This window comes from Marinifilum fragile JCM 15579 (genome assembly GCF_001310955.1).
Classification (GTDB): domain Bacteria; phylum Bacteroidota; class Bacteroidia; order Bacteroidales; family Marinifilaceae; genus Marinifilum; species Marinifilum fragile.
On sequence record NZ_BAZX01000031.1, the window covers coordinates 1 to 14,344 of the forward strand.

The following is a 14,344-nucleotide window of genomic DNA, read 5'->3' on the forward strand; positions in this document are numbered from 1 at the left end:
GTTTGACAGAATTTAAAGGTTTAAATACATCCAATCAAGTTGTTTGGGTTCAATTGAAGCTTGAAATTAAGCCCTGCAACTTGTAGGATAGTGATCTAAGCTTTAATTTCCATTTTTCCATTTTGTTTGACAGAATTTAAAGGTTTAAATACATCCAATCAAATTGTTTGGGTCCAATTGAAGCTTGAATTTCCTTCAATCAAGTTGATGGAGTCCAATAGAAGTTTCAATTTGAGTGTTTCAAGTTAGAGTGGTAGTGATTGAAGATTAAAACATCAGTTTGCTATAGGTTTTTGCATGCTTTAAACCCTTGGAATGGTCATTATTCTTTGTTATTGTTCATTTTGATTGGTTATTAAGGATAATTCTAATCTTTAAAGCCCTTAAAAAAGCTGATATATCTTCTTGTTTTTGCAGGTGCAAATATCTATTTTGAAGCTCATTATAAAAAGGTAAAAAGATTAAAATCTAATTTTGTTTTCACCCAAAACGAATTAATGATTGTCTTAAAAGAAACCTAAAACCATAAAAACTAACCCTAACCCAATGAGTAGTTTAGAAAAATATTTTAAAAAGTTTCGAAAGAATACAGTTGGTTACGATGCTAGCTTTTATTCTCCTTTTGGAAAGCAAAAGATTGTATATGCAGATTGGATTGCAAGCGGACGTTTGTACGGTCCCTTGGAAAAGAAGATGTTAAAAGAGTTTGGCCCTTATGTTGCCAATACGCATACGGAAACCAATGAGACGGGAACTTTAATGACTCAATCTTACCATAGAGCTCAGGAATTAATCAAAAAACATGTTAACGCAGGACCGGATGATGTAATCATCCATGCTGGTTTTGGAATGACTGCTGTTGTGAATAAACTACAACGAATTCTTGGATTAAAAGGCTGTGGGATGATTGGTAGATATCAATGCCAAAAAGAAAGAGAAAAACCGGTTGTTTTTCTGACTCATATGGAGCACCATTCCAATCAAACCTCCTGGTACGAAACCAATGTTGATGTAGTGGTTGTTCCACCAGGCGATGATTTAACCATTAGCGTGGATAATCTGAGAGCAGAGTTGGAAAAATATAAGGATAGAGAAATGAAAATTGGTTCATTTACGGCCTGTTCCAATGTAACGGGTATTGTTACGCCCTATTACGAAATGTCTAAAATTATGCATGAATATGGTGGAATCTGCTTTATCGATTTTGCCGCATCAGCTCCATATGTTGATATTGATATGCATCCTGACGATCCGAAAGCCAAACTGGATGGAGTTTTCTTTTCGCCTCACAAATTTCTGGGCGGTCCTGGGTCTTCCGGGGTAATGATTTTCGATTCGAACTTGTACAATAGTGAGGTGCCAGATAATCCGGGTGGAGGAACGGTAGATTGGACAAATCCTTGGGGAAAATACAAGTTTGTTGATAATATTGAAGCTCGTGAAGATGGTGGTACACCAGGTTTTCTTCAAGCCATTCGTACCGCTTTGGCAATTGAGGTAAAGAACCAAATGGGAACCAAGAATATTGCTGAAAGGGAAGAGGAACTTTTAGAGCTCGCCTTTGGTAAATTAAAAGCAGTTAAAGATGTTCATATCCTTGCTGATAATGTTCAGAAAAGACTAGGTATTCTTTCATTTTACGTGGAGTACATTCATTACAATTTGTTGGTGAAATTACTGAATGATCGCTTTGGAATTCAGGTAAGAGGAGGTTGTGCCTGCGCTGGTACGTATGGGCATTACTTGTTGGAAGTTAGTCAGGAACAATCGGATGCTATTACCAGTGAAATTACTTCAGGCGATTTGTCGCATAAGCCAGGCTGGGTGCGCTGGTCTTTGCATCCAACAACTACTAACAAAGAGGTACTTTATTTTATTGATTCTTTGGAAAAGGTAATTGAAAACTATGAGGAGTGGAAGAATGATTATTCCTACAATCGTAAAGTGAATGAATTTTACTACAGTGGAGATCAGAATATCAAGAAAAAAATAGAAGTGAACGGTTTATTCAATCTGTAAACTAGAATTCGTTTAAAATATTCTATGCTTATCTGATTTTTCGATTGAAATCGATTTTCGGATAAGCATTTTTTATATTGCAGATTTTAATTCCTCATTATCAAAAGTTCATCGAAAAATTTATAAATGTGCAAATTCAAATAATTTTATATTTTTGGTGAAGATTAACCAATCAGAAAAAAAAGTGTACGATATAATAGGAGACATTCACGGAGAGGCGGAAACACTAAAGAAACTGTTGAAATTCTTAGGATATACTAAAGGGGATTCGGGATATTCACATCCTGAAAGAAAGGCTGTTTTTGTGGGTGATTTTGTAGATAGGGGACCAGCAATTTTTGAGACTTTAGGCATTGTTATGAAGATGGTAACATCGGGAAATGCTTACGCAATTGTTGGAAATCATGAGTTGAATGTTCTGGCTTATTATACAAAAGACAGTGATGGTTTATTTTTACGCGATCATAATCTGAAGAACAAAACTCAAATCAAAAAAACTTACGAAGAATTTAAGCTGGATAAGGCAAAACGTAAGAAATATCTAAAATGGCTGCGTTCTCTTCCTATTTTCCTGGAGTTAGATGGATTTAGAGTGGTTCATGCTTCATGGGATGATGAGGCTATTGAGATTATAAAGAAGGAAAATCCTGAAAACAGGCTTAGTAAGCAGTTTTTAAGAAGAATTTATTTTGAGCGTGACAAAGTATTTAATGCTTTAATGCTTTTGCTAAAGGGCAGAGAATTTAATATGCCCGACGATATGGTACTTAAAGATGGTTATGGTTTTAAGCGTACGGCCTATAGAATAAAATGGTGGGAACCTATGCAAGGAAAGGGGTTTGAGGATATTTCATTCGGGAATAAATTTAAACTTCCCAATTATACCATTCCGCGCGAATTGTGTTACGACATTCCACTTTACCCTAAAGATGAGTTGCCAGTGTTTTTCGGGCATTATTGCCTAAATGGACAAGCAGGTATAGTTCGCGAGAATCTTTGCTGTGTTGATGGTTGTGTTGCAAATGGCGGCATTATGGTAGCCTATCGATGGAATGGTGGGCAATTGGATTCCAAGAACATCGTAAAAATTAAAAAGGTGAAGAAGGTGGAGGCATTGTAGGTTTACTTATCCATTTTTTTAGAATAGATTAAGAATAAGATTCCTGAAAACGACAAGGGGATCAAAATTAGGAATATCGCCCAACTCATAGTATCCAAAAATCCATAAAGAGCAATTGCTACACTGCTTACGATCATGATGTAGGCACTGATTTTTATTTTCCAAAAGGAGAGGAGAAAGCCAGCACCATATATCATTGCAAGTATATAAAATACAAAAATCCAGAATTCAGTATATTCAGATTTATTGTGCAAGATTTCGATGAATTCAGGAACCATAAACAATAGAAAGACTCCGGCAATTAAAAAACCTATAATTCTCGCAATCAGTAGAAAAAATCGAGATGGATGATCTTGATAATTCGTTCTTCGTTCCATGATTCGTTTTTAAAATGTTGAGAAAAATAGCAGTACTTCGCGGTTACAATTAAAATTAATCAATTGTTAAGATAAAGTCAAGCTAAGGGGTGATGTTGGATTTTATGGGATTGTTCGTAATTTCGCACAAGATAAAATACTTCTTTTATGGATAAGATTAAGGTGATTGGCTTTGATGCAGATGACACGTTATGGGTTAATGAGCCATATTTTCGTGAAACAGAAATGAAATTCTGTGAATTGCTAACCAATGGAATGAGTTTGGACGAGGTTACAAGAGAGCTTTTTAAGATTGAAATTGGTAATATTCCTTTGTATGGCTATGGCACAAAAGCTTTTATTTTATCGATGATCGAGACTGGATTAAAAATTACCAATGGCAAGCTTTCTTCGGAGAAAGTACAAGCGATTTTGGAGTTGGGAAAGGAACAGATTAATAAACCTGTTGAGCTAATAGATGGGGTAGAGTCAGTTTTAGAGACTTTGTTCGGAAAGTATCGTTTGATTGTTGCTACAAAAGGAGATTTACTGGATCAGGAACGTAAGTTGAAAAAATCGGGATTGCTTAAATATTTTCATCACATCGAGGTGATGAGTGATAAGAAGGAAAGTGATTACGAAAAACTAATCAAGCATCTTGATATTAAACCAAAAGAGTTTTTAATGGTTGGGAATTCTCTAAAATCAGATATTCTGCCTGTTTTGAATCTGGGAGGTAAGGCTGTTCATGTGCCGTTTCACACAACTTGGGTACACGAAATGGTTGAAGAGGAGGAAATCTCCAATTCAGATTTTCAAAAGATCGATAAGATTGAAGAGTTAACTACCTACGTTTTATAGATAGGATTTTAATACGCTCGTCTAGCATCTGTCCCTGGTCTTTTTGTGTTTGAATTTTCTTGACCACATCCATTCCTTTTGTGACTTTTCCAAAAGCAGCAAAGCCTTGTCCATCGGGATTGCGCATTCCGCCAAAATCCAGCTCAGGTTGATTGCCAATACAAATAAAAAACTCGGTACCTGCAGATCCTGGTTCCAATCTGGCCATGGAGATTACTCCATGGGTATGTAAAATACCAGTTTCTTTGGTAGTTTCATGTTTTATGGTAGGTAGCTTATCCACGATCGAATCATGGAATAATCCCCCTTGAATAACCTCAATCTTTATATCATTATTCGGCTGATTGTCCAATCTGACAACACGGTAAAAGCAAGCATCCTTAAAAACATTCTTGTCAACATTTTGCATAAAATGTTTGGCTGTAATGGGCGCTTTGTTTTCAAATATTTCCAATTCAATTTCGCCCAATTCAGTACTTATTGTAACTATTGGATTTTTCGAATTGCATGCAAATACAGTTAACACAAATGCGATAATAATGATGCTATAGTTTTTCATAGTTGTATCATGTTAAATCAAACCTCTGGATTTCAATTCCAAATATTTATTCAAACTATTTACCGTTAGGTTTTTGGGATCAGTTAATATTGTATGAATACCATATTTTTCCAACTCTTTTGCGATTAATTTTTTATCGAATAAGAATTTTTCACCAATGGTTTTCACGTAAATATCTTCTATACTGTCGGCTGATTTTTTTGTCATTTTTTCAATTTCCGAATTGTGAAAGAAAATCACAACCAAAAGATGGTCTTTAGCCAATCCCTGCAAATAGGGTAGCTGTCTTTTCATAGAATCCAAGCTCTCGAAGTTGGTATACAGCATAAGCAAACTTCTGCCTCTAACAAAGTGCTTCACCGATGAATAAAGCAATTCGTAATTAGGTTCTGGATAATCGGTTTCCTGATTGTACAAAACCTCCATGATTTTCTTTACCTGGGTTCTTCTGCCTCCTGCGCGAATATTGGAGTGTACATTTCTGCCAAAGCAAAGTAATCCAGCCTTATCGTGTTTTAAAATTGCCGTGTTCGATATTACCAAACTGGTATTTATGGCATAATCCAGCAGGCTGAGTCCATAAAAAGGCATTTTCATAGATCTACCACAATCGATAATCGAATAAACAGGCTGAGCCTTCTCATCCTGATATTGATTAACCATGATTTGTGATTTTCTGGCCGTTGCCTTCCAGTTTATGGTTCTGTAATCATCGCCTTTTACATACTCACGAATCTGGTCGAACTCCATTTGATGTCCAATTCTTCGGATCTTTTTAATCCCAAAATCCATTAATCGGTTCGAAATAGCCATCAGTTCGTATTGGCGCATTTGCATATATGAAGGATAGCAGGGAATCATTTCCGAATTCCCCAATTTAAATCTTCGCTTAATGATTTTTAAGAGAGAACTGGCATAAACATTAATTACTCCAAAGTGATACTCTCCACGACTTAAGGGTCTAAGAGAATAATTAACCAGCTTCTCTTCTCCTGCTTTTAACGATAGTGAATAGTTAAAATCTCTCTTTTGAAACTGAATTGGGATTTCATCAATCAAATCGATATGAACTGTGAAATTGTAGTTGTGCTGTAGCTTAATCAGAATAGGATTTTCATCTCCATTCGATAATTTTTCCGGGCAAGTTCTTTTTGCCTGAACAGCATCTTTAATTCGATACAAGAGAATGATATCAAACCCAAAAGCTATCACAAATAACAAACATGCTAATTTAGCTATGGTGTAGAGTATCGGGATAAAAAAGCCCAATACGGATATCACTGCAATTGCGCTAATCAGCCAATAGAAAAAAGGGTGTAGGTATAAAGATTTAATAAACTTCATTATCGTGGGATTTCAATACCTTCCAAAATGTGTTGAATGATTTCCTTTGGTTTAATTCCTTCCATTTCCTTTTCAGGAGTTAAAATTAAGCGATGATGTAAAACCGGAGCAACAATGTTTTTGATATCGTCAGGAGTCACAAAATCTCGTCCATGAATGGCAGCGAATGCCTTAGCAGCTGTCATTACCGAAACCGATGCACGAGGAGAGGCTCCCAAAATGATTCCAGGATGATTTCTGGTTTTTTGAACAATTTGCACAATGTATTTTCTCAGGTTCTCATCAATATGAATCGACTGAACCCTATTTTGCATTTCTTTAATTTGATCAGCAGATATTACCTTGTTTATGATTTGGGTTTCTAATGCACCTCTTCGTTCATGTTTGGTTTCAAGTATGCTTAATTCTTCCTCTTCGCTTGGATATTCAAACTCAACCTTCATCAAGAATCGATCAAGTTGTGCTTCAGGCAATCGATAGGTTCCTTCCTGTTCAATTGGGTTTTGAGTTGCCAATACCCAAAATGGTTCACCCATTTTATAGGTATTACCGTCAATACTTACCTGGTATTCCTCCATTACTTCAAATAGGGCGGATTGAGTTTTGGCAGGAGCACGGTTGATCTCATCAATCAGCACAATGTTCGAGAATATAGGTCCTTGATTGAATTCAAACTCAGATTTACTCATGTTAAAAATAGTAGTACCTAAAACATCTGAAGGCATTAAATCAGGTGTAAATTGAATTCTTGAAAAATCAGAACTAATTGCTTTTGCCAATAGTTTTGCCGATAAAGTTTTGGCAATTCCAGGTACACCTTCAATTAAAATGTGCCCTTTAGCGAATAGTCCAACAAGGAGTAAGTCAATGTTTTTTTCTTGTCCAACAATTACTTTTTGGATCTCAAACTTAATTTGATTGATTAGCTGATTTAATTCACCTAAATCAATTCTATTTTCGAATTGTGTGTTTCTTTCCATATGATGTGATTGTCTTATTTGCAATTTTTATAAATGTACTCTATTTTGGAGTGGAAATCTTCCAAACCTTCCTGAGTTAAATGAGTTAGTGTTTCTATTGATTTGGATTGATCGAACAACATTCGTAATGTTTTTTCCGGTAAACTCGATCGACTGCTTAATTCTTTAATGTTTTCCTTTTTGAATTCAATATGATATCTGCTTCTAATGAACTCTTTAAAGTACTTGAATTTCTTATCCGCAATGTCTTTGTGGTTTTTCTTTGTGTAATACAAGGAACCTAAAGTTCTAATAAATTCAAGAGAAGTATTTCTTAACGGTTGAATTAATGGCACAATTCTCTGTTGTCTTTTTCCTTGAAACAGAAGTAAGAAGATCAGACAGAAAAACAACAGGTAAAAACCCAATTTTAAAGGCGGATAGGTTAACAGGTATTTTAGTGGTGAACTGTGTCTTAATGCTCTAGTTGGTTTGTAATATTCATCCCAAACGATTGGACGGTTTGGAAGATAACTAAAAGCTCCTGCAATGTAATCAGCATTATTTAATGTTACTACATTGTAATTGGTAAATGCCAATGGTTGGCAGCAATAAAAAATATTTCCTTTGCCAAATTGCTTTTTAATAAATTGTATGTTTTTATCGGTATCCCTTCCCAGTACAATCAAACTGTCTTTGTTAAAGTTTTTAATACTTACAACATCAAAAGCTTTTTCGTACTTATAGGTTTTGTTTAAAGAAATGTTTTGGTTTTCAAATTTTTGAATGCGCACTGTTTTTCCAAGATTGGAAAAAAATACATTTGGTGTAAGACTAAGATCAAGTGTATCTGCTAAAGGAAAACTAATTGATGATGCTGCAATAAAAATTTGGTTTCCATCTTCGGCGAGTTTTATCAATTTATCAACGTCCCATTTTTGCATTTCCAAGTTATTGGTAATGAAAATGTAGTTCTTCAGGGAATCAGAACTGCTACTTTCAGGATAATTAAAAACAGGAATTGATTTGAATTCTATTTCGTGATTTGAAAACAAATCAGTTTTAATCAGATCCATTAAAAGATACGAACCAAAAGGCCTTTTGTCGTCGGAATTGAAGTTTTGCGTCCAGTCGATTGGTGTTGGTGAGAAGAGTTCGACAAGAAACAACAATATTAAGATGACGATAAACGGATAAGTTGATTTTGGAATTATCAGTTTCATTTTATTGATTTCTTGTATTAAACAATGAGTTAAATTTTTCGAAATCCTGACCAATTAGTGCATATTCGTCATGAATTATTGAAAAATTTCCATACCAAACAGCTTCGTATAGATTGCTTAGGTCATTAAAATCTGTTTTTACCTGCTTGTCTTTTATCTCGTTGATGTAATCGTAATTGGTTTTTTCAGCTTTCCAATTGATAAAATTGTTTTTGCTAAGCGATTTTAATGAGGATAAGAACTGGTAACGAACAGCAAGTCTGTATTCTCCCATTTTTACTGCTTTCTCTATTTCTTCCTCCCAATTTACGTTTTCAGGATTTACATCATCGGCAAATGGAATATTAATAATTTTTTGATGCGGACTGAATAATCCACTAGCGTTGCTCTTAAGGATAATATAGATAAGAAGAACTATAATTCCGCCCAGAATGATATATCGTAAGAACCATACTACACCAAGACTTTTAATAAGAAAGGCCATCCAACGATTTATCATCAAGCGAATTTTATCGAATAAACTGATATTTTCTACCTCAGAATATTCGTAGTTAAAATCGCTTTGTTGACGATAGTTCTCAATTCTACTTTGGGTAATGGCTTTTTTATAAATTTCTACTTGACCTTTATCAAGAATTAAAGTATCTGCCTCATTGATATGGGCAGCAAAGAGTTTGGTTCCCGATAGTAACAGGAACCAAATTGATATGAGTAGTATTTTAAATAAGTTATTCATTATTACCAACTGATTCCAAATCCTTTAATAAAGCTGGGCTTTGTCTTCTCTCAATTAAATTAAAGTATTGCATGGCAATGGCCGTTAAAGGTAAAACTTGTATAAGCGCATATCCAATTCCTTGAATAATCGAAAATAAGATTAGTAAAGATTTACTCGGTGTCATTGCATCGCCACTAGCCATAAATATGGTGCTCATTAATTGATAAATTGTTGATGGAAGTTGAAATACAAAATTTAATGCAGAACTAATTAATCCAATAACAAATAGAAAAGCAAAGGTGTTCCACCAATTGTTCTTAATCAGATTAAAGCACGCACTAATGCCATTTCCTACGGTTTCATCTTCGAAAATAATGATTGGAACTACCAAACTGATGCAAACTGCAATGTATATCCCAGGGATGATAAGAATAATGAATCCCAATACAACAATTATACCTGACAAAATAATAGCTCCTAATATTTTTGGAATATTATTTAACATTGATTTTCCAACTTCGTTTACCTCAAAATTATTCGCACCCTTATCGCGATATAGCTTAATGTATTGGGTTACAAAGGCAATTGCTACTGAGTATGAAACTAGCATGAAAAAATAAGATGCAATAGTTGAATAGATAACAGTGGATGATGAATAATTAGCACCTATTCCAGAACCGTTTCCAATTGAAAGTAGAGTTTCATATTGCAATAAGCCCATCACAACGCCATGCAGTAATCCAAAAGGTACAACGTAGTAAAGCATTCCTTTTAATAAGTTTTTGAAGTTATACTTTATAAAAAGGAAAGTGTCGCTAAAAAGAAGTCCAAAATCTCTTACTTTTTCAAGTCTAAAATTCTCTGTAGTCATTTTTTAATATTTATGTTGATTCTTATATACTTTAACAGGATTTATTACAAAATACCAGATGATAAATGAAAAGGAACTGATGATTATAGCCCAACTCAAGGCCATGGGCATATCAGTATGCCTGGTTACGAAGCCCTCTAAAAACCCGGCAACTATGAATATTGGGAAGATTCCGGCAATGATTTTCACTCCTTTTCTAACACCAATTTGGATTGATGTTTTTCGAGGTAGAGTTCCTGTAAATATCATACTATTTCCCAAAACAATACCTGCTGCACCAGCAATTACAATTACCGATATTTCTAAAGCTCCATGTATCCATATTACCCTGGTTGATTCCCAAAATAAATCGTATCGAATAAAGAAGTAAGTGAAACTGCCCAGCATCACACCATTTGAAAATAGCACATATCCAGTTCCGAAAGCAGTAAAAATTCCCAGCACAAAAGCCAATATGGATACTCGTACATTATTAATGGTAATACTCAGGAACATTAAAGTTTGTCCCTGCTGTTTATAAACTGCCATTGGGTCATTGTTTTTAATATTGTCCAAGGTCATGTTTACATAGTCATCTCCTAAAATGGTTCGAACAAAGGTTTGATCTCCTCTTGAAGATAAAATACCAATTAGAACCGATACAGAGAAGATCAAAAATGCATATAGTAATTGCTTTCTTATATCGTATAATGTTAACGGAAGCTCGGTTGTCCAAAAATTTCTAAATGCTCCTTTTTTTGCCTTTTTGTTCTTGTAAATTTGTTGATGAACACGCATACTTAACTGATTAAGGTATGCAGTAGTTGAAGACTTGGGGAAGAATGTTCTGGAGTAAGATAAATCATCAGTAAGTTGGATATATAAATTAGCCAAAGTATCTGGGTTACTTGCCGATTGATTATTAATTAATTGCTCAAACTTTTCCCATTTATCCTTATTTCGGTTAAGAAATACAATTTCTTTCATAAATATTAGAGCCAATAGTCTGTGTTAGATCGCTAAAGTTATTTTAAATAGTTTAATAAACAAATGGTGCTTGATGATAATTTACATCTTATTTTTTTAAGTTGTAGAAAAACAATAGTATATGAATTCTGTTTAATAAATTATGCGTGTAAATTTTTATCTTTTGTTTCCGATAAGTATATTCGTTTTGTATTAAACAAAACTATCTATGTCAAAAATTGGAATTGAAACAACTCAGAATGTACATCTAAGTTTTCCTCTAGCCAGTGTCGGTGAAAGAATAGCTGCTTATTTATTGGATATGGTATTTATTGGGGTTTGTATGTTTTTTATTGCCATGATTATTGGTTTTTTGGGAGAGGCGTTTGAAATAGGATTTGTGTTTTTGTTGCCACTCTTATTTTATTCTTTGCTTTTTGAAACCTTTATGAATGGCCAAACACCTGGAAAACGTATCATGAAAATAAAGGTTTGTAAAGTTGATGGAGATGCTCCTGGGTTTATTCACTATTTAATTCGTTGGATGTTTCGTTTGGTAGATATTACATTGACCAATGGTGTAGCAGCGATACTTACTATTGTTATAGGAGAAAAAGGCCAAAGAATTGGAGATATTCTGGCAAAAACAACTGTGGTTAAAACGAACCATACCATGAAACTTACCAACACCATATTGTCTGAGGTACCAGAGAATTATCAATTGGTTTTCCCTGAATCAAGGAAAATAGAGGATAAAGATTTGGAGCTTTTCAAAAGGGTGATACAACAATTGAAAACGATGAATGACCCAGTAGAAAAGCTAACCTTTGGTTTAAAAGCCAGAGCAAAAGTGATGGAGCAATTAGGCATGAAAACAGAAATGCAACCAGAACAATTTTTCCAAACCTTAATCGACGATTATAATTTCATTCATAAAGATTTATAAATCAGAAGAAATCGACAAAATTTAATTTTTGTCGATTTTTTTTGCGTCCATTTTTCATTTTCTGCGTCTACCCAAATGAGATTAAAAATTAAGATGTAGAAAGTAAAAAAATAGAATATGATTAACGAATGTTGTGGATCTCAATTGTATCATACCGGTGGATGTTGTAACGATGATAATGTAAATGCCGAATTGGTTAAAGTTCTAGATACTTTAGAAGAAAAACCTCTTAAGGATTGCGCTTGTAGGGGACTTGGACCATGTCAGTGTCCTCCGGAGAACAAAGAAAAAAATGATTTTGCCGATCAATTTAAAGATATGAAATACGTGGTAGAAGCGTGTGGCTGTGGCGAAGGTTGCGGTTGCTAGAATATCTGAAATATATTTGCAATACCTATTTAGGAAAATCACTACTAATTAGTTTTCACAAAACCATTTATTTATTATTTCGTGCAAGCGGAACAATAGGTATATGGTTTTTTTATTTAGAATCGTTACAGATAGTTTTTCAAAATTTATATTTTTGCTCTCAATAGTTTAATTGGAGTATGTATGGTAGAGCACATTTGGAGAACATATCACAAACAATTGCTTTCTTTTATTCGAAAAAGAGTATCTGATTCAGCTTTGGCAGAAGATTTATTGCAGGAAGTTTTTATAAAAATTCACAATAATATTGATAATTTACAAGAAGGGAAAAAGATAAAAGCCTGGCTATTTCAGATCACAAGAAATGTCATAATTGATCACTATCGACGTTGCGAAAATCATGAAGATGCAGATATTCAGGTGCTAGAGATGGAAGACGAAAATGATGCGAATGCTATGGCTGATATTCAAACTTGCATCGTGCCAATGATTAAGTCTTTACCGGAGGATTATCGAGATGCACTTTTATTAAGTGAGTTGAATGGTTTGAGTCAAAAAGAACTCTCAGAAAAACTACACATATCATATTCTGCTGCTAAATCGAGAGTTCAGCGTGGTAGAAATCTTTTAAAGGAAGCATTAAGTAAGTGTTGTAGTTTTCAAAAAGATTCAAAAGGAAGGATTATTGACTATGAAAAGAAAGCGTCAAGCTGTGACAATTGCAGGGAAAATTAAAAAAGCCATTAGTTTCAAAACTAATGGCTTTTTTGTTTATTAATATCTGTTGTAAAACCTTCTCAACTCCTGTGTAAGGTCTGTATAAATTGGCTTGGTAAATTCAACAAACAAATCCTGATGGGGAGGTGGCAATATTGGTTCATGTTCGCAGATTTCCAGCTCTTCTTTAGTCAAAGCTCTTTCATCTCCATTAAAATGCCCCCATTCGTAAAACCAGTTGAACTGACCACCAAATTGTTTATCGCTGATGATTTTTTGATTCCCAAACTCAATGACTTTCAAAGAAAGTAATCCTTTCGAAATGACTTCTCGTTTGTGGATGTGCAATTTTGCTTTTACTTTATTATATACTTTAATTTTCTCTCCATTTTTTAAGGTTGTGCTTCCCACTTCAACACTATCGGCACTAATTACGTCTTTCTCATAATTGGTATCGTGAGTTTCTCCAACAACAAAATCTTCAAATCCCATAGAAATAATTTGATCAGGGTATTCAAGTTTTTCAAGTTCAGCTTGCTTAGGAGTGTAAAAACGCACAAATCTTCTTTTGATATTGTGGAAAAGGTATTGGGTAACCTGATCCTGGAAAAACTCTGAACTTAGCTTGTATTTTTGTGAATTGACAGGGATGTGCTCAATGATCACTTTTAAGGTTGCCATGTATTCAGCTTCCCCAAGTTTGATCTGAACATCTTTGTAATTGGGAACAAAACTATTGGCTTTCTGGAAATGATTATAGGCATTAATCCCATTTTGTCTTCCTCCTTTTACAAGTTCATTCAATCCTGCTTGATAGCATTCAGGTGCAGCATTTTGTTTCGTCAATTCCAGTTCATTTTGATATGATTTGGCATTTGGAATTAATTGCAATGCAGTTGGACATCTGTTAATATCATTATACATGCGATTCAACAATTGGTATTTATCCACAGATTTGGTATTCTTAAAAGGATCGGCAGACGCTTGTAAATTATTAATTTCTCTCTCGTACCATTGAACGGCCAGAGGATAGCTGGCAAGTAATGTTTCCTGTGCTTTTGCTTTATCAGGATTTGATCTTAATCGATCAATAGACTTGCTTACTGCAGCAAAATAATTGCCATGCTGTAATGCTTTTTCACCAGAACTACAGGACGATAAACTAATAATAAGTGCTATAAAAATGTAGTGTAAAGTTTTTTTCATGTTTAGTGGTTTTATTCATCGGCAAATTTAGATTAGTACTACGACAATGCCATGGGATTGTTTCTATTTATTTGCCATATTCGTTTAGAAAACTTAAACAAATAGCGAGCCATTTTTTTACCAAGTCAATC

15 protein-coding genes are annotated in these 14,344 nt (G+C 34.3%); 6 read left to right on the top strand and 9 right to left on the bottom strand.

What is annotated here, in order from left to right; genetic code table 11:
• Positions 1–546 precede the first annotated feature (546 nt).
• Both JCM15579_RS16840 and JCM15579_RS16845 read left to right on the top strand, forming a co-directional pair.
• The gene (locus tag JCM15579_RS16840; protein WP_054721930.1) at positions 547–2,019 is read left to right on the top strand and encodes an aminotransferase class V-fold PLP-dependent enzyme; all 1,473 of its coding nucleotides are present in this window, start codon (positions 547–549) and stop codon (positions 2,017–2,019) included.
• A 184-nt stretch (positions 2,020–2,203) separates the two neighbouring features.
• The gene (locus JCM15579_RS16845) at positions 2,204–3,139 is read left to right on the top strand and encodes a metallophosphoesterase (RefSeq protein WP_172677461.1); all 936 of its coding nucleotides are present in this window, start codon (positions 2,204–2,206) and stop codon (positions 3,137–3,139) included.
• 2 nt (positions 3,140–3,141) lie between these two features.
• On the opposite strand, the gene JCM15579_RS16850 is transcribed toward JCM15579_RS16845, so the two are convergent.
• Positions 3,142–3,516, bottom strand: coding sequence for a DUF7670 domain-containing protein (locus JCM15579_RS16850; protein ID WP_054721934.1), 375 nt, complete (start codon positions 3,514–3,516; stop codon positions 3,142–3,144).
• 147 nt (positions 3,517–3,663) lie between these two features.
• Between JCM15579_RS16850 and JCM15579_RS16855 the strand changes: the two genes are divergently transcribed.
• Positions 3,664–4,356 (top strand): HAD family hydrolase, encoded by a 693-nt coding sequence (locus JCM15579_RS16855; RefSeq protein WP_054721936.1) that lies wholly within the window; start codon positions 3,664–3,666, stop codon positions 4,354–4,356.
• Here the strand turns inward: JCM15579_RS16855 and JCM15579_RS16860 are convergent.
• From JCM15579_RS16860 to JCM15579_RS16890, 7 genes are read right to left on the bottom strand one after another with little or no spacing between them, the layout of a single operon-like run.
• Positions 4,340–4,915 (bottom strand): peptidylprolyl isomerase, encoded by a 576-nt coding sequence (locus JCM15579_RS16860; protein WP_054721938.1) that lies wholly within the window; start codon positions 4,913–4,915, stop codon positions 4,340–4,342. The two genes, JCM15579_RS16855 and JCM15579_RS16860, sit on opposite strands and share 17 nt — an antisense overlap.
• A 12-nt stretch (positions 4,916–4,927) precedes the next feature.
• Positions 4,928–6,259, bottom strand: a complete 1,332-nt coding sequence (locus JCM15579_RS16865) for a DUF58 domain-containing protein (RefSeq protein ID WP_054721940.1) — start codon at positions 6,257–6,259, stop codon at positions 4,928–4,930.
• Positions 6,259–7,239, bottom strand: a complete 981-nt coding sequence (locus JCM15579_RS16870; RefSeq protein WP_054721942.1) for an AAA family ATPase — start codon at positions 7,237–7,239, stop codon at positions 6,259–6,261. Before JCM15579_RS16870 ends, JCM15579_RS16865 begins: the two co-directional genes overlap by 1 nt.
• Positions 7,240–7,253: 14 nt before the next feature.
• Complete coding sequence (locus tag JCM15579_RS16875; RefSeq protein ID WP_157471533.1) at positions 7,254–8,441, bottom strand: DUF4350 family protein; 1,188 nt, start codon at positions 8,439–8,441, stop codon at positions 7,254–7,256.
• 1 nt (position 8,442) lies between these two features.
• The gene (locus JCM15579_RS16880) at positions 8,443–9,177 is read right to left on the bottom strand and encodes a hypothetical protein (protein ID WP_054721946.1); all 735 of its coding nucleotides are present in this window, start codon (positions 9,175–9,177) and stop codon (positions 8,443–8,445) included.
• Positions 9,170–10,030, bottom strand: coding sequence for a hypothetical protein (locus JCM15579_RS16885; RefSeq protein WP_054721947.1), 861 nt, complete (start codon positions 10,028–10,030; stop codon positions 9,170–9,172). The genes JCM15579_RS16880 and JCM15579_RS16885 overlap by 8 nt, the downstream gene beginning before the upstream one ends.
• Before the next feature lie 3 nt (positions 10,031–10,033).
• A complete protein-coding gene (locus JCM15579_RS16890; protein ID WP_054721949.1) occupies positions 10,034–10,996 on the bottom strand; it encodes a stage II sporulation protein M in 963 nt (320 codons plus the stop codon).
• 208 nt (positions 10,997–11,204) lie between these two features.
• Between JCM15579_RS16890 and JCM15579_RS16895 the strand changes: the two genes are divergently transcribed.
• The 3 genes from JCM15579_RS16895 to sigZ all read left to right on the top strand — a co-directional run bounded on the left by JCM15579_RS16895 (position 11,205) and on the right by sigZ (position 13,025).
• Complete coding sequence (locus JCM15579_RS16895; RefSeq protein ID WP_054721951.1) at positions 11,205–11,921, top strand: RDD family protein; 717 nt, start codon at positions 11,205–11,207, stop codon at positions 11,919–11,921.
• Positions 11,922–12,038: 117 nt separating this feature from the next.
• Positions 12,039–12,290, top strand: a complete 252-nt coding sequence (locus JCM15579_RS16900; RefSeq protein WP_054721953.1) for a hypothetical protein — start codon at positions 12,039–12,041, stop codon at positions 12,288–12,290.
• A gap of 183 nt (positions 12,291–12,473) precedes the next feature.
• Complete coding sequence (gene sigZ, locus JCM15579_RS16905) at positions 12,474–13,025, top strand: RNA polymerase sigma factor SigZ (RefSeq protein WP_054721955.1); 552 nt, start codon at positions 12,474–12,476, stop codon at positions 13,023–13,025.
• Positions 13,026–13,064: 39 nt separating this feature from the next.
• Here sigZ and JCM15579_RS16910 read toward each other — a convergent pair whose 3' ends face one another.
• Complete coding sequence (locus JCM15579_RS16910) at positions 13,065–14,213, bottom strand: hypothetical protein (RefSeq protein ID WP_054721957.1); 1,149 nt, start codon at positions 14,211–14,213, stop codon at positions 13,065–13,067.
• Between the last annotated feature and the right edge of the window lie 131 nt (positions 14,214–14,344).